The organism is Nonomuraea sp. NPDC049419, assembly GCF_040676995.1.
GTDB lineage: Bacteria > Actinomycetota > Actinomycetes > Streptosporangiales > Streptosporangiaceae > Nonomuraea > Nonomuraea salmonea.
The window spans coordinates 777,895-798,981 of the sequence record NZ_JBFAQB010000003.1 but is presented as its reverse complement, the minus strand read 5'-3'; the positions used below and the strand labels follow the sequence as shown (position 1 = coordinate 798,981).

Genomic DNA, 21,087 nt, shown 5'->3' with positions numbered 1-21,087 from the left:
AGCCTTCCTGTGGCCTATGACATCGTCGTCCTAGGAGGCGGCAGCGGCGGTTACGCCTGCGCCCTGCGGGCGGCTGAGCTGGGCAAGTCGGTCGCCCTGATCGAAAAGGACAAGATCGGCGGCACCTGCCTCCACAGGGGATGCATCCCCACGAAGGCCCTGCTGCACTCCGCCGAGATCGCCGACGAGACCCGCGAGAGCGAGTCCTACGGCGTCAAGGCGAGCTTCGAGGGCATCGACGTCCAGGGCGTCCACGCCTTCAAGGACAAGATCGTCACTCGGGCCTGGAAGGGCGTGCAGGGCCTGCTGAAGGCCGCGGGCGTGACGATCGTCGAGGGCGAGGGCAAGCTCGTCGGCGCCAACCGGATCCAGGTCGGCTCCGAGGTCTACGAGGGCCGCAACATCGTCCTGGCCACCGGTTCGGCGCCGAAGACGCTGCCCGGCCTGGAGATCGACGGCGAGCGCGTCATCACCAGCGAGCACACGCTCAAGATGGACCGCGTCCCCGCCTCGGTGGTCGTCCTCGGCGGCGGCGTCATCGGCGTCGAGCTGGCGAGCGTCTACCGCTCCTTCGGCGCCGAGGTCACCATCGTCGAGGCGCTGCCCCACCTGCTGCCGACCGAGGAGGAGTCCAGCTCCAAGCTGCTCGAGCGGGCCTTCCGCCGCCGCGGCATCAAATACGAGCTGGGCGTCTTCTTCGACGGAGCCAAGACCACCGAGACCGGCGTCGTCGTCACCCTGGCCAACGGCAAGACCCTCGAGGCCGAGCTGCTGCTCGTCGCCGTCGGCCGCGGCGCGGTCTCGGCCGGCATGGGCTTCGAAGAGCAGGGCATCGCCATCGAGCGCGGCACCGTCGTGGTCGACGAGCACTGCCAGACCTCCGTGCCCGGCGTCTACGCCATCGGCGACCTCATCCCCACGCTGCAGCTCGCCCACGCCGGGTTCGCCGAGGGCATCATGGTCGCCGAGCACATCGCCGGGCTCAACCCGCCGCCCATCGACTACGCGGGCGTGCCGCGCATCACCTACTCCGACCCCGAGGTGGCCTCGGTGGGCCTCACCTCGGCGCAGGCGGCCGAGCGCGGCATCGAGATCGTCGAGCAGGTCTACGACCTCGCGGGCAACCCCAAGAGCCAGATCCTCGGCACGGCGGGCGCCGTGAAGGTCATCGCGCAGAAGGACGGGCCCGTCGTCGGCGTCCACATGGTGGGCCGGCGCATCGGCGAGCTCGTCACAGAAGGCCAGCTCATCTACAACTGGGAGGCCCTGCCCGCAGAGGTCGCCCAGCTCATTCACGCACACCCGACCCAGTCCGAGGCCATGGGTGAGGCGATGCTGGCTCTGGCCGGCAAGCCGCTGCACGTACACAACTAGTCCAGCCCTCGAGATCAGAACGCGAGAGAAGAATAACGATGCCGGTCTCCGTACAGATGCCCCAGCTCGGCGAGAGCGTGACCGAGGGCACGGTAACCCGTTGGCTGAAGAAGGAGGGCGAGCGCGTCGAGGCCGACGAGCCGCTCCTCGAGGTGTCGACCGACAAGGTCGACACCGAGATCCCGTCGCCGTCCGCGGGCGTCCTCACCAAGATCGTCGTGGCTGAGGACGAGACGGTCGAGGTCGGGGCCGAGCTCGCGGTCATCGACGAGAACGGCCAGCCCGGCGGCGCCGCCCCGGCGCCCGAGGCGGCCGCCCCGCCGGCTCCCGAGCCCGAGCCCGAGCCGGAGCCCGAGCCCGCCGCCCCGGCCTCCTCGATCCCGCAGCCGGCTCCGGCGCAGCCCGCCCCCGCCCCCGCCCCCGCTCCTGCCCCCGCCCCCGCCCCGCAGGCCGCTCCCGCCCCGGCCCCGCAGGCGCAGCCCGCTCCCGCCGTGCCGTCGGGTGAGAGCCCCTACGTGACGCCGCTGGTGCGCAAGCTCGCCAACGAGCACGGGGTCGACCTCGACTCCATCACCGGCACCGGCGTCGGTGGCCGCATCCGCAAGCAGGACGTCCTCGAGGCCGCCAAGGCGCAGCGCGAGAAGGCCCAGGCCGCCGCCGCTCCCGCCGCCCCGGCCCAGGCGCCCGCCCAGGCCGCGCCCGCCGCCGCTCCGGCCGCCGCCGCTCAGGCTCCGGTCGCCGCCGGTCCCGAGCCGGTCGAGGTCGACACCACGCTGCGCGGCCGCACCGAGAAGATGTCGCGTCTGCGCCAGACGATGTCCAAGCGTCTGGTGGAGTCGCTGCAGACGGCCGCTCAGCTCACCACCGTGGTCGAGGTCGACGTCACCAAGATCGCCCGGCTGCGCGACCAGGCCAAGGCCGAGTTCCAGCGGCGTGAGGGCGTCAAGCTCACGTTCATGCCGTTCTTCGAGCTGGCCGCCATCGAGGCGCTCAAGCAGCACCCCAAGCTCAACGCGACGATCAACAACGAGACCATGGAGGTCACGTACTTCGACGTCGAGCACCTGGGCATCGCGGTCGACACCGAGCGCGGGCTGATCGCGGCGGTCATCAAGAACGCCGGTGACCTCAACCTCGCCGGCCTGGCCCGTAAGACGGCCGACCTCGCCGAGCGCACCCGTGCCAACAAGGTGACGCCCGACGAGATCACCGGCGGCACGTTCACGCTGACCAACACCGGCAGCCGTGGCGCGCTGTTCGACACGCCGATCCTCAACCAGCCGCAGGTCGGCATGCTCGGCACCGGCGCGGTCGTCAAGCGGCCCGTGGTGATCGACACCGCCGAGGGCGAGGTCATCGCGGTGCGCTCGATGGTCTACCTGGCGCTGACCTACGACCACCGCCTCGTCGACGGCGCCGACGCCGCCCGCTTCCTGACGACGATCAAGCGTCGCCTGGAGGAGGGCCGTTTCGAGGCCCAGCTCGGCCTCGCGTAGTCACGCGGTCACCGGCCGCGCGGCCGTAACAGCCCCGCGGCCTGCTGCACGCCGACCGGCCGGGCGGCCCCCTTCGCGGGGGGCCGCCCGGCCGTCGCGTTTCACGGCGCGTGCGGGGGCCGGTGGGCAGGCGGCGGCGTAGGGTGCGGGTATGGCGATCATCGTGACGGGGGCGTCGGGGTTGCTCGGGACGGCGCTGGCCGAGGCGCTGGAGGCGCGCGGCCGTGAGGTCGTGCGCCTGGTGCGCCGGCCTCCTCGCGGGCCTGGTGAGGCGTTCTGGCAGCCCGCTGAGCAGGTCGTGGACCTGGCGCCGCTGGAGGGGGCCGAGGCGGTCGTGCATCTCGCCGGGGCGCCCATCGCCGAGCGGCGGTGGACTCCCGCGTACAAGCGGGAGCTGCTGTCCAGCCGGGTCGAGGGGACGCGGGTGCTGGTCGACGCGCTGCGGGGGCTGTCGCGGCCGCCTGAGGTGCTGCTGTCGGCATCGGGCGTCGACTTCTACGGCGACACCGGCGACCGGTGGGTGGACGAGGATCAGGGCAAGGGGCGCGGATTCCTGGCCGAGCTGTGCGAGCGCTGGGAGGGCGCGGCGGCGGGGGCCGGAGAGGCGGGGATCAGGACCGTGTTCCTGCGGACCGGGCTGGTGCTCAGCGGGCGGGGCGGCGCGCTCGGCCGGATGCTGCCGATCTTCCGGATCGGCCTGGGTGCACCGCTCGGCACGGGCAGGCAGTACTGGTCGTGGATCAGCCTGGACGACTGGGTGGGGGCGGTGCTGCACCTGCTCGGTGCGCGTGAGCTCCACGGGCCGGTGAACCTCGTCTCGCCGACCCCCGTCACCAACACCGAGTTCACCCGCGAGCTCGGCAAGGCGATGCGCAGGAGCACGATGCCGATCCCGGTGCCGGCGTTCGCGCTGTCGGCCGGGCTGGGCGAGTTCGCCCGCGAGGGGCTGCTGTCGAGCCACCGCCTGCGCCCGGCCAAGCTGCTGAGCGGCGGATACGGCTTCGCCCATACCAGTCTCGACGAGGCGCTGCGGGCCGTACTCTAGTGGCCTGTTCGTCGTTTTCCGCACGTGGGGGGCTCTGACATGAACCGGTCCGGACAGTCGCACATCCTGGCGATCGGGGGCGGGTCGTTCCGCCCGAGCAGGCGCCACGGTCAGATGGAGGCGAGCGGGCTGCTGCGCTACGGGCTCGACCTCACCGGCCAGGACCGGCCTAAGCTGGGCTTGGTGGCCACCGCGTCGGGCGACTCCGCCGACTGGATCCTGAAGATGTACGGCGCGTTCTCCGGCTGGGACGTCGAGCTGAGCCACCTGACGGTCTTCCCGATGCCCAACGTGCCCGACCCGCGTGCCTGGATGCTCGACCAGGACATGATCTACGTCAGCGGCGGCAGCGTGGCCAACCTGATGACGTTGTGGCGGCTGCACGGGCTTGACGAGGCGTTCGAGGAGGCGTGGCGGTCCGGGGTGGTGCTGTCGGGGCAGAGCGCGGGCGCGCTGTGCTGGCACGTCGGCGGCAACACCGACTCCTTCGGGCCCGACCTGGCGGTGTGGGCCGAGGGCATGGCGCTGCTGCCCTACTCGTGCGGGGTCCACTACGACTCCGAGCCGCAGCGGCGGACGCTGCTGCAGGCGTCGGTGGCCTCCGGCGAGCTGCCCGGCGGTTACGCCGCCGACGAGGGCGTGGCGCTGCACTACGTGGGCACCGAGTTCATCCAGGCGGTGAGCGTGTCCGCGGGCGGCTACGCGTACAAGGTGGAGCGCGAGGGCACGGACGGGGTCAAGGAGTTCAGGATCGAGCCACGGTTGCTGACCCCCTGATTACCCTTCAAGGGTGAGGGAACGGCACAATAGGCTCATGCGCCCCATCCCCGGGGACGATCCCCACGCGCTCGCCATCGTCCGCCTCGGTGTCGACGTCCCCTACGAGCAGGCCTGGTCCCTGCAGCGCTGGGTGCACGGCAAGCGCGCCGCAGGCGAGCTTCCCGACACCGTCCTGATCCTCGAGCACGCCCCCGTCTACACCGCGGGCAAGCGCACGGCGCCGCACGAGCGGCCGTCCGACGGCACCCCGGTCGTCGACGTCGACCGGGGCGGGCGGCTGACGTGGCACGGGCCGGGGCAGCTCGTCGCCTACCCCATCGTGGCCGTCACCGACGTGGTGGCCTACGCCTGCCGGCTCGAGGACACGATGATCCAGGTGTGCGCCGACTTCGGCGTGACGGCCCGGCGGGTGCCTGGGCGCGCGGGCGTGTGGGCGGCCGGTGACCCGGCGCTCGGCCTGCCCGACCGCCAGCTCGGCGCGGTGGGGCTGCGGCTGTCGCGCGGCGTCACCATGCACGGGTTCGCGCTCAACTGCGCCAACGACCCGAGCTGGTTCAACCGCATCACGCCGTGCGGTCTCCCCGGCGTGGGCGTCTCCTCGCTGTCGGCCGAGACCGGGCGGCGCATCGTGGTCGAGGAGGTCATGCCGATCGCGGAGAAGCGGCTGGCCGAGGCGCTCGGCCGGCAGCCGTTCGACCTCCACGAGGAGGACCTGCTGCGCCGGTAATCGAATCGGCACGGAAAAGCAGCGGAAGCAGGTCCTGGGTTCGGCTTACGATCCCGGTGTGAAGCGCCTCACAGCCCTCCTGCTCGCATGCGCCGTCCACCTCCTGACGCTGGCCTTCGCCGCGCTGGGTTGCTGGGTGATCGTGCGCGAGCCCGGCTCGGTCCTGTGGTGGTTCGTGGGACTGCTCTGCCTGGCCGTCGGGTGGGCGCTGCGTCCCCGGCTGGGCCGGTTGCCCGCCGACGCCGAGCCGGTGGGCCGCGACGGCGCTCCCGAGCTGCACGCGCTCGCCCGCCGGGTGGCGGCCGAGATCGGGGTCAGGCCGCCCGCCACCATCGCGGTCGTCGATCTGAGCCCCGAGACCCGCTACGACCGCGTCGGCGTGGCCCGCACCCCCGTCCTGCTCGTCGGGCTGCCGCTGTGGCTGGCGTCGCCGCCCAGGCAGCGGGTGGCGCTGCTGGCGACGGCGTACGCGCGGCTGCCGACCGGCGACGAGCGGGTGGTGAGCGAGGCGCTGTCCACCCTCGACGCCTGGCGCGACGCGCTGCTGGGGGCGGCGCCGCTGCAGGTGAGGGAGCAGGCCCAGGAACGCATCGCGTACGCGCTGGGCGGCTCCCAGGCCCCTGACACGACGTACGACGTGGCGGCCTTCCTCGGCCGGGTCGTCGGCCGGGTGCTGGGCGGCCCTGTGCTGCTGCTGCGCTACGTGCTGTCGCGGCTGGCCCGCTCGGGCGAGCCCCGCGTGCGTGCCAGGCAGCGCGCGCTGGCCCGACGGGCCGTCCCGGAGGAGGATGTGGCCGAGCTGGACGAGCAGGCGGCCGGCGGGCGCTACCTGGTGCTGATGCAGGCGGCGGCGCTGCGCGGCGAGAGCGTCGCGGCGATCAGGGCGGCGGCGCTGACCAAGTTCCAGCTCACCGCCGACGGCGTGCTGCCGTCGGCGCCCCCGTCGGAGCTGCTCGGGGTCGAGGAGTCGGAGCGGATCGACGAGGAGCTGGCCCACCACTACGCGCGGGCCGTGCGCGGGTTCGGGCTCATCTCCTGACCCTGGAACCGGGCGCTTCGCCGGGAGACGTAAGCTGAGAACGTGACCGTTGCTCCTGAAGGCCGAAAGCTCCTCCGCCTGGAGGTGCGTAACGCCGAAACCCCTATCGAGCGCAAGCCCCCGTGGATCAAGACCAAGCTGAGGACGGGCCCCGAATACACCGAGCTGAAATCGCTCGTGCGCCGGGAGGGCCTGCACACGGTCTGTGAAGAGGCGGGCTGTCCCAATATCTACGAGTGCTGGGAAGATCGCGAGGCGACCTTCCTGATCGGCGGCGACCAGTGCACCCGCCGCTGCGACTTCTGCCAGATCGACACCGGCAAGCCCAAGGAATACGACCGCGACGAGCCGCGCAGGGTGGCCGAGTCGGTCCAGCAGATGGGTCTCAAGTACGCCACCGTGACCGGCGTGGCCCGCGACGACCTGCCCGACGGCGGCGCCTGGCTCTACGCCGAAACCGCCAGGCAGATCCACGCGCTGCTGCCCGGCTGCGGCGTCGAGCTGCTGGTGCCCGACTTCAACGGCAACCGCGAGCAGCTGGAGGAGGTCTTCTCCAGCAAGCCCGAGGTGTTCGCCCACAACGTCGAGACCGTGCCGCGCATCTTCAAGCGCATCAGGCCGGCCTTCCGCTACGAGCGTTCGCTCGGCGTGCTCACCATGGCCCGCGAGGCCGGGCTCGTCACCAAGTCCAACCTGATCCTGGGCATGGGCGAGACGCGCGAAGAGATCGTCGAGGCCATGCGCGACCTCCACGACGCCGGCACCGACCTGCTGACGATCACCCAATACCTGCGGCCGACGCCGCGCCACCACCCGGTGGAGCGCTGGGTCAAGCCGGAGGAGTTCGTGGAGCTGCAGGCCGAGGCCGAGGCCATCGGGTTCGCCGGGGTGATGTCGGGGCCGCTGGTGCGCTCGTCGTACCGCGCGGGCCGGCTTTACCAGCAGGCCATCGAGGCCAGGCAGACCGCCTGACCCTGTGTCGTGAGCCCCGGGACGGTGTCCCGGGGCTTCCTTCATGCCCGAAATGCGGGGCGGGCGCGGCGTGGCTAGCATGTCAGCAGCCGACGGAGGGGACGACCCGCATGGCCATCCTGATCCGCACGAGCGATCTGCCGGCCAAGGATCGCCACGAGGCGTGGCGGTCCATCGTGTGCGACACGCTCGGCCCGCTCGACACGCGCATCGCGCCGGGCGCGCCGCTGCGGGGCGAGATCGAGCTGGGCAGGCTCGGGCCCATGAGCGTGGGCCGGGTCCGCACCTCCACGCCCCACAGCATGCACCGCACGCCCGGGCTGATCCGCCGCGACGACCCTGGGCTCTACCGGGTGGTGCTGGTGGTCTCGGGCGGCGCCCGGCTGACGCAGGACGGCAGGCAGGCGCGGCTGGGCGCGGGCGAGTTCGCCGTGTACGACTTCGGGCGGCCCTACGAGCTGGCCTATGACGCCTCGGTCAGGCTCGCGGTGTTCAGCTTCCCGCATGACCTGCTGGCGCTGCCCGCGGGGCAGGTGGCGCCGTTCACCGCGGTGCCCATCGACACCGCGTCGGGCACGGGTGCGCTGGCCGCGCCGCTGCTGCGGCGGGTGGCCGACGACCACGCGACCTACCGTCCCGACAGCGCCGCGCGCCTGGCCACGGTGGCGATGGACCTCATCGGCACCGCCGTCGCCGAGCGCGCCGGCCGTACGGACGAGTTACCCGAGGAGGCGCGGCGGCGGACGCTGCTGCAGCAGGTGCACGCCTTCATCGAGGAACGGCTCGGCGACCCCGGGCTCGACCCGGCGACCATCGCCGCGGCCTGCCACATCTCCGTGCGCTACCTGCACCGGCTGTTCGAGTCGGAGCACACCACGGTCGCCGCGTGGATCAGGCGGCGGCGGCTCGAACGCTGCCGCGCCGACCTGCTGGCGGGCGGCGGGCTGTCGGTCAGCGCCGTCGGCGCGCGGTGGGGGCTGCCCGACTCCGCGCACTTCAGCAGGTTGTTCCGGCGCGCGTACGGGGTGCCGCCCGCGGAGTTCCGCCGCGCCCACGCCGTGCACTGAACGTCAATCGGCCTGGCACGCACGTGCAAGACCGCGGGGTCCCGCGCGCGGCATGCTCGAAGCATCCGGAAGCGCGATCGAGAGAAGGGATCCCGAGCGATGCAGCTCTTCGTGAACCTCCCCGTCAAGGACCTCGCCAAGTCCAAGGAGTTCTTCACCGGCCTGGGCTTCACCCTCTTCGGCATGATGGACGGCATGGCGTCGGTGGTCATCAGTGAGCAGACGCAGGTCATGCTGCTGGAGGAGCCGGTGTTCGCCGGTTACGTCACCAAGGAGATCGCCGACGCCGGCACGGCGACCGAGGCGATCCTGGTGCTCGGCATGGAGAACCCGGCGCAGGTGGACGAGCTGGTGGACAAGGCGCTGGCGGCCGGCGCCACCCCGGCGGGCGTGCGGCAGGAGGACGGCGTGCGGTACCAGCGCGGCTTCGCCGACCTCGACGGTCACCACTGGGAGGCGCTGTGCCTGGTTCAGCCCGCGCAGTAAGCCCCTCGATGAGCACGATCGTCGCTTCTGCCGACGGCACGCCCATCGTCTTCGAGCGCTGCGGCTCAGGGCCGGCGATCGTGCTGGTCCAGGGCGCCTTCGCGGACCGAGGCGACCCCACGATGGCGGCCATCGCCGCCGGGCTGTCCCGGTGGTTCACGGTGTACGCCTACGACCGGCGGGGGCGGGGCGACAGCGGCGACACCGCGCCGTACGCGGTCGAGCGGGAGGTCGAGGACCTGGCCGCGGTGATCGGGGCGGCGGGCGGGACGGCCATGGTGTTCGGCGGCTCTTCGGGGGCGGCGCTGGCGCTGGAGGCCGCCGCGGCCACGTCCGCCGTCACGCATCTGGCGGTGTGGGAGCCGCCGTACCACGTGGACGACTCCGCTCCCCCGCTGCCCGGCGACTTCGCGGAGCAGCTCGGCGCGCTCGTCGCGGCCGGGCGGCGGGGCGAGGTCGTGGAGCGGTTCATGGTGGAGGCGGCCGAGGTGCCGGTCTCCATGCTGGACGCGATGCGCGGGCATCCGTCCTGGGCCGCCATGGAGGCGGTGGCGCACACGCTGGTGTACGAGGCGGCGGTGCTCGGACCGGGCAACGCCCTGCCGGCCGCCCGGCTCGCCGGGCTCACCCAGCCGACGCTCGTGCTCAACGGAGGCGAGAGCCCGGCCTGGATGGCGAACGCGGGCGCGGCGGTGGCGGCCACGGTGCCGGGGGCGGTGCGACGCGTACTGCCGGGCCAGGCGCACAACGTGGCCCCGGAGGCGCTGGTCCCCGAACTCCTGGAGTTCTTCGTAGCGGCCTGACGTGTGGCGGCCGGGGCGTCCCCTCGGCCGTAACCGTGAAAATCTAGGTCACAAGGGAAGAACGGCGGGGGTCGCGTTTTCCCTCCCGCACCAGTTGGTTTGTATCCTTCTGAGCATGGCAAAGTCCGAGGACCCAGAGAAGCCGGGGCGCATCAAGCAGCTCCGCATGATCGCGAAGATCATTCAGCAGGCCAACCCCAAGGGTATGCCGATCGTCTTCCTTTCGGCGGTGGGCACGCTGGCGGTGGTCGTCGTGATCGGCCTGGTCACGGACTACTTGTGGTATTCGGTGTTCCTCGGCATCCTGGCCGCGTTCACCGTCGGCCTGGTGGTCTTCGGGCAGCTCGCCCAGAAGGCCCAATATTCGATCCTGCACGGCCAGACCGGCGCGGCCGCGGCCGTGCTGCAGGGCATGCGCGGCAACTGGCAGGTCACCCCGGCCATCGCGGTCAACCGTGACCAGGACATCGTGCACCTCGTGGTCGGCTATCCCGGCGTGGTGCTGGTGTCCGAGGGGCCGGGCAACCGGGTGGCCAAGATGCTCAAGGCGGAGAAGCAGCGCATCTCGCGGGTGGTGCTGGGCGTCGAGATCTACGACGTGCAGTGCGGCGACGGCGAGGGCCAGGTGCCGCTCGGCAAGCTGCAGCGCCACCTGATGAAGCTGCCGCGCAACCTGAAGAAGCCGTCGGTCAACGAGGTGAAGGACCGCCTGCGCTCGCTGCCGCGCAACATGCCGATGCCGAAGGGCCCGATGCCGAAGGGCGCCCGCATTCCGCGCGGCCCCAAGATGCGCTAGTGCTGTCGCCTTCGTCGCGGGCCAACCGCGGCTGGTGGGACGGCAACGCCGACGACTACCAGGTCGAGCACGGCGGGTTCCTGCGTGACAGCGGCTTCGTGTGGGGCCCCGAGGGGCTCGACGAGGCCGACGCGGGCCTGCTCGGCGACGTGCGCGGGCGACGGGTGCTGGAGATCGGCTGCGGCGCCGCCCAGTGCGCGCGGTGGCTGGTGACGCGCGGGGCGCGGGTGGCGGCGTTCGACATCTCGCACCGCCAGCTCCGCCACTCCCAGCGCATCGACCTCGACAGCGGCGTCCGCGTCCCGGTGGTGCAGGCCGACGCCGAGCTGCTGCCGTTCGCCGGGGAGGCGTTCGACGTGGCCTGCTCGGCGTACGGCGCGCTGCCGTTCGTGGCCGATCCGCCGGCGGTCTTCCGCGAGGTGCGCAGGGTGCTGCGGCCGGGCGGGCGGTTCGTGTTCTCGGTGAGCCACCCGATCAGGTGGGCCTTCCCCGACGATCCAGGGCCGCGGGGGCTGACCTCCGACCGCTCCTACTTCGACCGCTCCCCCTACGAGGAGCGCGACGAGCACGGCACGCTCACCTACGTCGAGCACCACCGCACGATGGCCGACTGGGTCAACCTGCTGGCCGCGTCAGGTCTGACGATCACCGGGCTGGTCGAGCCCGAGTGGCCCGAGGGGCACGAGCGGGTGTGGGGCGGCTGGAGCCCGCTGCGCGGCCGGCACCTTCCCGGCACAGCCATCTTCAGCTGCGCGAATATCTAGCCGCCATAGCGTGGAAGAGCTCCCTGGGCCGATGGCGGGTGTCGTCGAGCACGGTGACGACGCCGTACGAGCCGAGGTCGGCCGCGCCGGTGCGGTTGTAGGCGGCGTAGGTGAACCACAGGGCGGTATCGACGCCCTCGGCCTCGAAGACGTCGAGCAGCTCATGGTAGGAGGCGCGGTAGGCGTCGATGCCGACCACGTCGTACGGCGTCCAGTCCACCTGCTCCCAGGGCGCGGCCGCGTACGACACCCGCCCGCCGAACCGTGGCCGCACCGCCTCCCCGACCCGCGCCAGGCCCGCATGAGCGCCGTCCACCATGCGACGTCGGCGGCGCCCATCGCGGCGAGCCTGTCGCGGTAGGTCGCGCCCTCGATGTAGCCGGGGCCGAAGGCGGTGATCTCGCGCGCGACGGTGACGGGGTCGAAGGTCCTGCGTGAGAGGTCGTCGCCGGGCACAACGAGGAGGCGTCACATGCGGACGACGACCGTGTTGGACACGCGGTCGTGGACGCCTCGGTGGTCGCGGTCCCAGATGACCGCGGGCACGGCCAGGGAGAGCAGCACCGTACGCACGAGGACGGGCAGCCAGCGCGGGTCGCGGCCGTCCATCGCGGCGACCCTGACGCCCATGAGCCGGTGGCCGAACGTCTGCCCCATGAAGCCGACGAGCAGCAGATACTGAACGGCGAACACCAGCGCGGGCGCCCACGGCGACTCGGCCGGGTTCATCCTGAGCAGCAGCTGCACGACCACCCACGTGCAGATCATCCAGTCGATGACGAGCGCGCCGATCCTGCGCCCCCATCCGGCCACCGACCCGCTGCCCTCCTGGGGCAGCCCCAGACGCTCTCCCGGGTAGCCGAGATCGACCCCCGCGGCGCGGACGCCGCCCAGCCAGGTCTGCGTCCACCGAGGCTCCTTGCTGCTCATGCACTCCACGGTAGCCGCACGCGGGGCCGGTCCGAATCGTGACCCGAGCACGTCGTGAGATCGGCCAAGATAGTCCTCATGCCACATGGAGATGACCTTGACGAGCGCTTCACCGACGTCGTCGGACAGATCGGCCCCCAGCAGCAGCGCGAGATGAGCGCGGCGGCGAAGAGGGGCGCCAGGGCGTCGCGGCACGCCATGGACACCGAGCCCGAGCCCTTACGCCGTGAGCCCGACTGGGACGAGCCGGAGCCACCACGCCGCAGGGCGAGCGCGGCGTGGTGGGCGGGCGCCGTGCTGTCGGTGGTGATCCTGGTGGGCTGGGTCGTCGTGGAGTTCCGCCCCGACCTGGTCCCCTTCACGGGCGTGGTGCCCGAGGAGACCACGGCCGTCCGGGGCCCGGTGAAGGAGAACGGCGCGTCCGGCGCGGCCGTGAGCGACTCCGCCGAGCCGTTCAAGGGCTCGCCGGCCGAGAAGTGGCCGACCGGCGCCGCCGGGTTCGTCATGCCGCCCGCCAAGGCGATCGGCGGGCTGTCGAAGCAGGACGTCGCCAGGGGCCTGGCGCGGACGCGCAAGCTGCTGGCCGGGGCCTACCTCGACAGGAAGATGATGGTGGGCGGCCGGCCCACGGCGTTCACGCGGCAGCTGCACCCCGAGCAGCGGACGCACTTCCGCAAGGACGGCGCGGCCACCTGGCTGCCGATCTTCGCGCCGAAGACCGCCGAGTTCGCGTCCACGGTGATCAAGGTGAAGGGCCGGACGACGATCTCGGAATACAAGGAGGACGGGCGGACCGGCGCCAAGCTCAGCACCAAATACCTCATCGCGTACGCGATCCAGCGGCCTGGCCAGCCCGGTTCGGCCATCCGGCTGGTCGCCGAGCACGAGGGCGCGGTGACGGTCTACCGCGAGGACGGCGAACTGGTCGTCTGGGCCGACACGTGGGGCGCGGGCTTCGCGCCGGCCCGGTGCGACGTGGACGACGACTACATCCACCCCATGTACGCCGACTCGCCGGCGGACCTGACGGTGCCGGACGGCAAGGTCGACGATCCGTACGCGCTGGACGACACGCCGGACGGCGGCGGGAAGTGCCAGGCCGTCGAGGGGACGTGAGCGGCCCCCGCAGGCCCTGTGACCAGGCAGACCGCGCGTAACACGTGCGAAACAATCGGGACACCGTACGGAAACGGCCACGCCCTAGCGTCGCCATGATGGCCAGTCCTCAGGGAGGTTCGAGAGTGTTCAACTCCGCCGACGACGTCCTGAAGTTCATCAGTGACGAAGGGGTGCAGTTCGTCGATGTCAGGTTCACCGACCTGCCGGGGACGACGCACCACTTCACCTTCCCGGTCGAGAACTTCAGTGCGAGTGTCTTCACCGACGGACTCATGTTCGACGGCTCGTCGATCCGCGGCTTCCAGCAGATCCACGAGTCCGACATGCTCCTTCTGCCCGACCCCTCCAGCGCCGTGCTCGACCCGTTCCGTCAGCACAAGACGCTCAACCTCAACTTCTTCGTGCACGACCCGCTGACGGGCGAGGCCTACAGCCGCGACCCGCGCAACGTCGCACGCAAAGCGGAGGAATACCTCAAGGGCACGGGCATCGCCGACACGGTCTACTTCGGCCCCGAGGCCGAGTTCTACATCTTCGACGACGTGCGCTTCGAGACGAAGCAGAACGCCGGCTACTACTACATCGACTCCATCGAGGGCGCCTGGAACACCGGCAAGGCCACCGAGGGCGGCAACCTCGGCTACAAGCCGCGCTACAAGGGCGGCTACTTCCCGGTGCCGCCGATGGACCACTTCACCGACCTGCGCTCCGAGATGGTCCGCAACCTCATCGAGGCCGGCATCGAGGTCGAGATGCAGCACCACGAGGTCGGCACGGCCGGGCAGGCGGAGATCGACTTCAAGTTCGGCACGCTGCTCAAGACCGCCGACAACCTCATGCTCTACAAGTACGTCATCAAGAGCACGGCGCTCGAATACGGGCACACGGTGACGTTCATGCCGAAGCCCATCTTCGGTGACAACGGCTCCGGCATGCACTGCCACCAGTCGCTGTGGAAGGACGGCTCGCCGCTCTTCTACGACGAGGTCGGCTACGCGGGCCTGTCCGACACCGCCCGCTACTACATCGGCGGCCTGCTCAAGCACGCCGCGTCGCTGCTGGCGTTCACCAACCCGACGGTCAACTCCTACCACCGTCTGGTGCCGGGCTACGAGGCTCCGGTCAACCTGGTCTACTCCCAGCGCAACCGGTCGGCCTGCGTCCGCATCCCGATCACGGGCTCCAACCCGAAGGCCAAGCGCATCGAGTTCCGGGTGCCCGACCCGTCGTGCAACCCGTACTTCGCGTTCTCGGCCATGCTGATGGCCGGCATCGACGGCATCCGCAACAAAATCGAGCCGCCGGAGCCGGTCGACAAGGACCTCTACGAGCTGCCGCCGGAGGAGGCGCGCCAGGTGCCGCAGGTGCCCGGCTCGCTGCCCGAGGTGCTCGCCGCCCTGGAGGCCGACCACGACTACCTGCTCGAGGGCGGCGTGTTCACGCCTGACCTGATCGAGACGTGGGTGTCGTACAAGCGGGAGAACGAGGTCGACCCGATCCGCCTCCGCCCGCACCCGCACGAGTTCGAGCTCTACTACGACGTGTAGACACGCGGCTTCGCAGGACGGCCCGGCATCGCTTCGGCGATGCCGGGCCGTCCTCGTGTCGCGGAAACGCCGCGGAAACAGGAAGGGCAGCACGGTCAGGGTCTACCAGGGCGAGTCCCGCGAGATCACCGACGGGCTCGTGGTCGTGAAGACGACGACGGTGGTGGGCGGCACGCGCTTCTGGGTGGACCAGCGCGACATCACCCAGGCCGGCGCCTGCATGTCCTAGCCGCGCGGGTCAGCCGAAAGATGTAGGGCGATCTCCCACAGCGGCAGGAGGTCGCGTGGACGGCGCCTGACTAGGCTCTTCGCCGAGATCCGTACGCGATGCAAGGACTGCCCATGGCTTCTGCCCGGAAGACACTGTTCACCGGTTCGCTCACCTTCGTGGTGGGGCTGGCGCTCTGGTTGTTCGGGCTCGATGAGGAGATCTTCATCTTCACCCCGTCGAAGATCGGCGTCGTCCTGATGGTCCTCGGCGGCCTGGAGACGCTGTACGGGGTCTACAAGCTCGTACGGCCCGAGGACGCCGGCTAGGCGGTGAAGGCCGGGGAGGTCGGCGTGAGGAGGGCCGCCTTCGGGGTGACAGGCCAGAGGGTGGCGAGGTCGGTCGTCAGCGTGGACAGCAGATCAGTCAGGTCGGGCTCGGCCGTCTCGTGCAGGGCTTCGGCGATGATCAGGACGTTCGAGGTCTCGTCGCGGACGGCCGAGAGGCCGCTCTGGCGGTTGGTCCAGCGGCGGGCGTGGGCGCGGCCCTCGGCGTCGGCGAAGACGACCTCGCCGGCGGGCGGGTGTTCCGTCTCGCCGGCGAAAGTGAGGTATATTTCGTCGCCCTTGGCGTAGCGGACCTCGATGGAGCCGGCGATCTTGGAGACGTCGAAGACCGCGATCGGGACGGCGTACCCGATCGACAGGGCGTTGCACAGGTCGATCAGGGGGTGGAGGGACGGGAGCGCGCCCTCCTTCCTGAAGCGGCGCAGCAGCGACTCCGACGCGCACCTGTACTGCGTGGGCTTGAGCCCCATGCGGGAGAAGGCGCGGCGCCATGCCTGGATCTCCGGCAGGTCGCTCTCGGAGGCGGTGGCGAGCCTGGCGGCGGCGCGTCCGGCGTAGGCGGCCACACGGTCCTTGACGGAGACGTCCGGCGTGATGCCTTCGGCGTACAAGGCCATGGGGACGAGGGCCGGGAAGTCGGTCCAGATGGCGGCTGAATGCTGGAAGCGCATCGGTCCTCATTCCGCTGGAAGGCTGCCGGGGTCGTTTCCCGGCAGCCTATAGCGGGGCCGGGCGTTATCGGTGCAGGCGATACAGGACGTGGCGGAGGATGGGGCTGTCCTTCGGGAGCCTCGGGTGGTCGAAGTCCTCGGCCGGGTCGCGGGTCATGCCGAGGCGTTCCATGACCGAGCGCGAGCGCCGGTTCTGGACGGCGGTCATCGAGATGATGTCGTCCAGCCCGGCCTCCTCGAAGGCGTAGCGGGCGGCGCGCCTGGCGGCCTCGATGGCGTAGCCGTGGCCCCAGGCGGAGCGGGTCAGCCGCCAGCCGATCTCGACGGCGGGCAGGAAGGGCGCGTCGAAGGTCTGCAACGCCAGCCCGGTGAACCCGATGAACCGGCCGCTGTCACGCACTTCGAGCGCCCAGAGCGAGTAGCCGCGCTCGTCGAACTGCCGCTCGATCCGCTCCACGAAGGCGTCGCTCTCCTCGCGGGTCATCGGGGCGGGGAAGAGCTCCATGACCTCGGGGTCGGCGTTCATGGCGGCGAAGGGTTCTTTGTCCTCCTCGCGCCATCGGCGCATGATCAGCCGTTCTGTCTCCATTTGATCTACAGTACGCGGCTGAGGAACGCCTTGGTCCGCTCGCTGCTGGGGCTGTCCAGCACCTCGGCGGGGGTGCCGGACTCGACGACCACTCCCCCGTCCATGAACACCACCCGGTCGGCCACCTCACGGGCGAAGCCGATCTCGTGGGTCACCACGATCATGGTGAGCCCGTCCTCGGCGAGGCCCTTCATGGTGGCCAGCACCTCGCCGACCAGCTCGGGGTCGAGGGCGCTGGTGGGCTCGTCGAACAGCATGAGCTTGGGCCGCATGGCGAGCGCCCTGGCGATCGCGACGCGCTGCTGCTGGCCGCCGGAGAGCTGGCGGGGGTAGCTGCCCGCCTTGTCCTCCAGGCCGACGCGGCGCAGCAGCGCGTGCGCGCGTTCCCTGGCCCGCTCGCGCGGCTCGCCGCGGACTCCGACGGGGGCCTCCATGACGTTCTGCAGCACGGTCATGTGCGGGAAGAGGTTGAACTGCTGGAAGACCATCCCGATCTCCCTGCGCTGCCGGGTGACGTCGCGCTTGCGCAGGTGGCGGACCTTGCCGCCGCGCGCCTCGAAGCCGATCAGCTCGCCGTCCACGTGGATGGCGCCGCCGTCGATGGTCTCCAGGTGGTTGACGCAGCGCAGGAACGTGGACTTGCCGGAGCCGGACGGCCCGAGGACGACGACGACCTCGCCGGCCTGGACGTCGAGGTCGATGCCCTTGAGCACCTCCAGGTGGCCGAAGTGCTTGCGTACGGCGCGGGCGTGCACCATGGGCATGCTCATGACGACACCTCCGAAGGACGGCGGCGGCGGAAGGCCGCGAAGGCCCAGAAGCTCTGCGGCGCGTTCCTGGTGGCGCCGCGCGCGTAGTGGCGCTCGATGAACGACTGGCCGACGTACAGGATCGAGGTGATGATCAGGTACCAGACGCAGGCGACGATCAGCAGCGGGATGGTCTGGAAGGTGCGGTTGTAGATGGACTGCACGGTGTAGAGCAGGTCGGCCAGCGCGATGACGCTCACCAGCGAGGTCGCCTTGAGCATGCTGATGACCTGGCTGCCGGTGGGCGGGATGATGAAGCGCATGGCCTGGGGCAGCACGATGCGGCGGAAGGTGCGGCCGTTGCTCATGCCGAGCGCGGCGGCGGCCTCGCTCTGGCCGGGGTCGACGGACATGAGGCCACCGCGGATGATCTCCGCCATGTACGCGCCCTCGTTCAGCCCGAGCCCGAGGATGGCGGCCAGGAGGGGCGTGATGAGCACGTTGGTGTCGGCGGTGACGAACTCGGGCCCGAACGGGATGCCGAAGGAGATCTCCGGCAGCAGGTACGACAGGTTGTACCAGAGCACGAGCTGCACCAGCACCGGCGTGCCGCGGAAGAACCAGACGTAGAGCCCGCAGGCGGCGCGGGCGACGGGGTTCTCCGACAGGCGGCCGACGGCCAGCAGCACGCCCAGCGCGACGCCGACCGTCATGGCGATGACGGTGAGCAGCAGCGTGGTGACGATGCCCTGGCCGATGATCTGCGCGTTGACGTAGCTGCCGACGACGTCCCACTGGAAGTTGGGGTTGGTGACCAGCAGGCTGACGAGCTGGGCGGCGAGGACGAGCAGGACGACCGAGGCGACCCAGCGCAGCGGATGGCGGGTGCGCGCGGCGCCCGCGACGTCGATCTCGGGAGGCTGGGTCATGATGTCGCCAGGTTGACGCCGGCCTGGTCCAGCTTGTTGTCGCTGGTCTTCCACTTGGCCATGATCCTGTCGTAGGTGCCGTTGTCCATGAGCTGCTGGAAGGCGTCCTTGAGCACGTCGCGCAGCGGCGAGTCCTTGGCCACGACGGCGCCCTGGTAGAGGTCGTCGAAGCCGTTGGGCTGGCCCTTGCCGGCCAGCTCCAGCTTGCCGCCGGCCTGGTCGACGAAGTACGTGAGCGGCGCCTGCGAGGAGAAGAACGCGTCCGCGCGGCCCGAGCTGACGGCCAGCACGGAGGTCGGCTGGTCCTTGTACGACTGCACGGTGATCTTCGGCTTGCCCTCCTTGACGCAGGCCGCCGACTGTCCCTTGATCACCGCCTCGGCGGAGCCGCCGGCCATGACGGAGATCTTCAGCCCGCAGGTGTCGGCGACCGAGCCGATGCCGTCGGGGTTGCCCTTGGGCACGGCGAAGACGACGTACTCCTTGACCCAGTCGATGAAGTCGTTGGCCTTCTGCCGGTCGGGGAAGTCGCCGACGGGGCCGATGGCGAAGTCGTAGCGGCCGGAGGCGATGCCGGTCAGCGAGCTGGGCAGGCCGTCCACGGTGACGTGCTCGATCTTGACGCCGAGCACCTGGCCGAGCGCGTCGGCCATGTCGGCGGCGGCGCCGGTCAGCGACCTGCCGTCGGGGCCGGCGATCTCGTACGGCGGGAACGAGCCGTTGTTGACCGAGATCAGCTTGCCGGCCTGCTTCACCTTGTCGGGCAGCCGGTCGTGCAGGGCCTGGTCCTTGGTCTGGGCGGCGGCGGAGGTCTGTCCTGTGGGCTCCAGCACGCCCTCGGCCTCCGGGGGGTTGGCGCCGCAGCCGGCCAGCAGGAGTGCGGCGGTGGCGAGCAGCGCGGTCGCGTGCTTAGACATGCGGCTCCAATCGCGGGTCCACGGCGAAGCGCCGGTTCTCGAGGACGGGCAGCGTCGTGCGGGCGGCTTCCAGCTCGGCGGCGGAGGCGTCGGACCACAGCAGGCCGGGCGCGTCGCCGAGGCGGGCCCTGGTGATGCCGAGCGGGTCGACGATCATGCTGGCGCCGATGTTGCGGCGGCCGCACTCGCCGGACGCGGCGACATAGCAGGTGTTCTCCAGGGCGCGGGCGGTGACCATGACCTCCCAGTGCCATTCCTTGGCCGGGCCGCGCACCCAGGCGGCGGGCAGCGCGAGCACCTGGGCGCCCTGGTCGGCCAGCAACCGCGCCATCTCGGGGAAGCGCACGTCGTAGCAGGTCATCAGGCCGACCTTCCAGCCGGCGACGTCGATGACGACGGGCGCGTGCACGCCGGGGACGACGTTGTCGGACTCGCGGCGGCCGAAGGCGTCGTACAGGTGGAGCTTGACGTACGTGCCGGCGATCTCGCCGTCCCTGGCGGCGACGAGCACGTTGGAGACGCGGCCGTCGGGGGCGGGCACGTGCACGCCGGCGATGACGGTGGTGGACGAGCCGCGGGTGTGCTCGACCAGGCCGGTGACGAAGGGGCCGTCCAGGGGCTGGGCGGCCTCGCGGATGCGTACGGGCTCGTCCACGAAGAGCGCGAGCGCGCCCTCGGGCAGCACGAGCAGGCCGGCCCCGCCGGCCACGGCGCCGTCGATCAGCTCCTTGCAGGTCTTGAGGTTGGCGGTCCAGTCCTCGGCCGAGGCGAACTGGCCCACGGCGATTCTCAGGTCGGTCATGCGGCGAAGACCTCCTCGGCTTCGATGCGGCGGTTCGCGATGCCCTGGGCGTGCAGTTCGGTGCAGAACGCGGCGACCATGGCGGCGTTGGGGGCGGCGCCGTACGGCATCCAGTCGGCGCCGAAGGTGGCGGCCGTGCCGGTGAGGTCGGCGAGCAGCCACGGCGTGGTGTCGGCGAGCAGGCGGCGGCGGGCCAGCCAGTGCCGCTTGGAGCGCTCGAACAGCTCCGTGACGGCCTGCGGCAGCCACGGGTGCCGCTCGACGCTCGCGCGCTTGAGCGTCACCAGGTGGATGCCGGGCACGAAGCCGGTCTGCCGGTAGTAGGCCAGCTCGGCGGCGCGGTGGTCGGGCAGCAGGTGGCGGAAGCGGCTTTCGGGGGTGAAGAACTCCTCCGGCATGAACGGGGTCATGATGGCGTCGTAGCGGCCCTCGGCGAGCCCTTCGGCCAGGCCGTCGCCGGTGAGCGAGACGTTGTCGGGGAACGGCACGGGGCCGACGCGGTCCTTGCCGGTCTCCCCCGCGACGAGCGGGCCGACCGTCCAGGTGACGCCGGTCAGGTCCACGCCCTCGGCGCGCAGCAGGGCGCGGGTCCAGGTGTTGCCGGAGTCGGGCCAGCCGGTGAGCCCGATGCGGGCGCCCTTCAGCTGGCCGAGCGCGGTCAGGTCGCTGTCGCGGCGGACGAGCACGCAGCGGTGGCGGAACCCGCGCATCACGAACACGGGCAGGCCCACGAGCCGGTCGTCGCCTGCGGCGCGGCCGAGCACGTACCGGCTGAAGGAGGTCTCGCCGCCGTCGAGATCGGGCTCGCTGAGCACGTCCGGCGTGACGGCCCTGGAGTCGAGGTCCAGCTCGAACCCCTCGGCCCGGACGGCGCCGGTGACGATCGGCACGAGATGGTCCCAATCTCGCAGAGCAAGGCGAACGGTCGCC

25 protein-coding genes are annotated in these 21,087 nt (G+C 71.2%); 16 read left to right on the top strand and 9 right to left on the bottom strand.

What is annotated here, in order from left to right; genetic code table 11:
- The first annotated feature begins 9 nt into the window (after positions 1-9).
- From lpdA to AB0K12_RS13595, 12 genes are all read left to right on the top strand, one after another.
- Positions 10-1,374: a dihydrolipoyl dehydrogenase gene (gene lpdA, locus AB0K12_RS13650; protein WP_364559631.1), complete on the top strand. Its 1,365-nt coding sequence runs from the start codon at positions 10-12 to the stop codon at positions 1,372-1,374.
- Between the two features lie 38 nt (positions 1,375-1,412).
- The gene (gene sucB / locus AB0K12_RS13645) at positions 1,413-2,870 is read left to right on the top strand and encodes a 2-oxoglutarate dehydrogenase, E2 component, dihydrolipoamide succinyltransferase (protein WP_364559628.1); all 1,458 of its coding nucleotides are present in this window, start codon (positions 1,413-1,415) and stop codon (positions 2,868-2,870) included.
- A 151-nt stretch (positions 2,871-3,021) separates the two neighbouring features.
- A complete protein-coding gene (locus tag AB0K12_RS13640; RefSeq protein ID WP_364559626.1) occupies positions 3,022-3,915 on the top strand; it encodes a TIGR01777 family oxidoreductase in 894 nt (297 codons plus the stop codon).
- Positions 3,916-3,954: 39 nt separating this feature from the next.
- Positions 3,955-4,692: a peptidase E gene (locus AB0K12_RS13635; RefSeq protein WP_364559623.1), complete on the top strand. Its 738-nt coding sequence runs from the start codon at positions 3,955-3,957 to the stop codon at positions 4,690-4,692.
- A 37-nt stretch (positions 4,693-4,729) separates the two neighbouring features.
- Positions 4,730-5,422, top strand: coding sequence for a lipoyl(octanoyl) transferase LipB (lipB, locus tag AB0K12_RS13630; protein WP_364559621.1), 693 nt, complete (start codon positions 4,730-4,732; stop codon positions 5,420-5,422).
- A gap of 58 nt (positions 5,423-5,480) precedes the next feature.
- Positions 5,481-6,461 carry a hypothetical protein gene (locus AB0K12_RS13625; protein ID WP_364559619.1) on the top strand — a complete coding sequence of 327 codons (981 nt, stop codon included), beginning with the start codon at positions 5,481-5,483 and terminating at the stop codon, positions 6,459-6,461.
- A 42-nt stretch (positions 6,462-6,503) separates the two neighbouring features.
- On the top strand, positions 6,504-7,433 hold the full coding sequence (gene lipA / locus AB0K12_RS13620) for a lipoyl synthase (RefSeq protein ID WP_364559617.1): 930 nt from the start codon (positions 6,504-6,506) through the stop codon (positions 7,431-7,433).
- Positions 7,434-7,543: 110 nt separating this feature from the next.
- Positions 7,544-8,500 carry a helix-turn-helix domain-containing protein gene (locus AB0K12_RS13615; RefSeq protein ID WP_364559614.1) on the top strand — a complete coding sequence of 319 codons (957 nt, stop codon included), beginning with the start codon at positions 7,544-7,546 and terminating at the stop codon, positions 8,498-8,500.
- Between the two features lie 99 nt (positions 8,501-8,599).
- Entirely contained in the window at positions 8,600-8,986 is a 387-nt protein-coding gene (locus tag AB0K12_RS13610; protein WP_364559612.1) for a VOC family protein, read from the top strand.
- A gap of 8 nt (positions 8,987-8,994) precedes the next feature.
- A complete protein-coding gene (locus tag AB0K12_RS13605; RefSeq protein WP_364559609.1) occupies positions 8,995-9,789 on the top strand; it encodes an alpha/beta hydrolase in 795 nt (264 codons plus the stop codon).
- Positions 9,790-9,904: 115 nt separating this feature from the next.
- Positions 9,905-10,585 (top strand): DUF4191 domain-containing protein, encoded by a 681-nt coding sequence (locus AB0K12_RS13600; RefSeq protein WP_355427017.1) that lies wholly within the window; start codon positions 9,905-9,907, stop codon positions 10,583-10,585.
- Complete coding sequence (locus tag AB0K12_RS13595) at positions 10,585-11,349, top strand: class I SAM-dependent methyltransferase (RefSeq protein WP_364559605.1); 765 nt, start codon at positions 10,585-10,587, stop codon at positions 11,347-11,349. Before AB0K12_RS13600 ends, AB0K12_RS13595 begins: the two co-directional genes overlap by 1 nt.
- Here AB0K12_RS13595 and AB0K12_RS13590 read toward each other — a convergent pair.
- Together AB0K12_RS13590 and AB0K12_RS13585 are read right to left on the bottom strand one after the other, a co-directional pair.
- Positions 11,330-11,623 (bottom strand): hypothetical protein, encoded by a 294-nt coding sequence (locus tag AB0K12_RS13590; RefSeq protein WP_364559602.1) that lies wholly within the window; start codon positions 11,621-11,623, stop codon positions 11,330-11,332. The two genes, AB0K12_RS13595 and AB0K12_RS13590, sit on opposite strands and share 20 nt — an antisense overlap.
- Before the next feature lie 194 nt (positions 11,624-11,817).
- A complete protein-coding gene (locus tag AB0K12_RS13585; RefSeq protein WP_364559599.1) occupies positions 11,818-12,279 on the bottom strand; it encodes an RDD family protein in 462 nt (153 codons plus the stop codon).
- A gap of 78 nt (positions 12,280-12,357) precedes the next feature.
- Here AB0K12_RS13585 and AB0K12_RS13580 point away from each other — a divergent pair, with 78 nt between their 5' ends.
- The 4 genes from AB0K12_RS13580 to AB0K12_RS13565 all read left to right on the top strand — a co-directional run bounded on the left by AB0K12_RS13580 (position 12,358) and on the right by AB0K12_RS13565 (position 15,482).
- Positions 12,358-13,395: a hypothetical protein gene (locus AB0K12_RS13580; protein ID WP_364559596.1), complete on the top strand. Its 1,038-nt coding sequence runs from the start codon at positions 12,358-12,360 to the stop codon at positions 13,393-13,395.
- 125 nt (positions 13,396-13,520) lie between these two features.
- Positions 13,521-14,945, top strand: coding sequence for a type I glutamate--ammonia ligase (gene glnA / locus AB0K12_RS13575; RefSeq protein WP_345400843.1), 1,425 nt, complete (start codon positions 13,521-13,523; stop codon positions 14,943-14,945).
- A gap of 55 nt (positions 14,946-15,000) precedes the next feature.
- Positions 15,001-15,174, top strand: a complete 174-nt coding sequence (locus AB0K12_RS13570; protein ID WP_364559593.1) for a hypothetical protein — start codon at positions 15,001-15,003, stop codon at positions 15,172-15,174.
- Between the two features lie 113 nt (positions 15,175-15,287).
- Positions 15,288-15,482, top strand: a complete 195-nt coding sequence (locus AB0K12_RS13565) for a DUF5708 family protein (protein WP_364559590.1) — start codon at positions 15,288-15,290, stop codon at positions 15,480-15,482.
- Here AB0K12_RS13565 and AB0K12_RS13560 read toward each other — a convergent pair.
- The 7 genes from AB0K12_RS13560 to AB0K12_RS13530 all read right to left on the bottom strand — a co-directional run bounded on the left by AB0K12_RS13560 (position 15,479) and on the right by AB0K12_RS13530 (position 21,047).
- On the bottom strand, positions 15,479-16,171 hold the full coding sequence (locus AB0K12_RS13560; RefSeq protein ID WP_364559587.1) for a phenylalanine--tRNA ligase beta subunit-related protein: 693 nt from the start codon (positions 16,169-16,171) through the stop codon (positions 15,479-15,481). The genes AB0K12_RS13565 and AB0K12_RS13560 overlap by 4 nt on opposite strands.
- 64 nt (positions 16,172-16,235) lie before the next feature.
- The gene (locus AB0K12_RS13555; RefSeq protein ID WP_364559584.1) at positions 16,236-16,760 is read right to left on the bottom strand and encodes a GNAT family N-acetyltransferase; all 525 of its coding nucleotides are present in this window, start codon (positions 16,758-16,760) and stop codon (positions 16,236-16,238) included.
- Between the two features lie 5 nt (positions 16,761-16,765).
- Positions 16,766-17,530 (bottom strand): amino acid ABC transporter ATP-binding protein, encoded by a 765-nt coding sequence (locus AB0K12_RS13550; protein WP_364559582.1) that lies wholly within the window; start codon positions 17,528-17,530, stop codon positions 16,766-16,768.
- Positions 17,527-18,438 (bottom strand): amino acid ABC transporter permease, encoded by a 912-nt coding sequence (locus AB0K12_RS13545; protein ID WP_364559579.1) that lies wholly within the window; start codon positions 18,436-18,438, stop codon positions 17,527-17,529. The genes AB0K12_RS13550 and AB0K12_RS13545 overlap by 4 nt, the downstream gene beginning before the upstream one ends.
- On the bottom strand, positions 18,435-19,355 hold the full coding sequence (locus AB0K12_RS13540; protein ID WP_364559576.1) for an ABC transporter substrate-binding protein: 921 nt from the start codon (positions 19,353-19,355) through the stop codon (positions 18,435-18,437). The genes AB0K12_RS13545 and AB0K12_RS13540 overlap by 4 nt, the downstream gene beginning before the upstream one ends.
- Positions 19,348-20,157: a deaminated glutathione amidase gene (locus tag AB0K12_RS13535; RefSeq protein ID WP_364559573.1), complete on the bottom strand. Its 810-nt coding sequence runs from the start codon at positions 20,155-20,157 to the stop codon at positions 19,348-19,350. The genes AB0K12_RS13540 and AB0K12_RS13535 overlap by 8 nt, the downstream gene beginning before the upstream one ends.
- The gene (locus AB0K12_RS13530) at positions 20,154-21,047 is read right to left on the bottom strand and encodes a hypothetical protein (protein WP_364559571.1); all 894 of its coding nucleotides are present in this window, start codon (positions 21,045-21,047) and stop codon (positions 20,154-20,156) included. The genes AB0K12_RS13535 and AB0K12_RS13530 overlap by 4 nt, the downstream gene beginning before the upstream one ends.
- Positions 21,048-21,087: the final 40 nt, after the last annotated feature.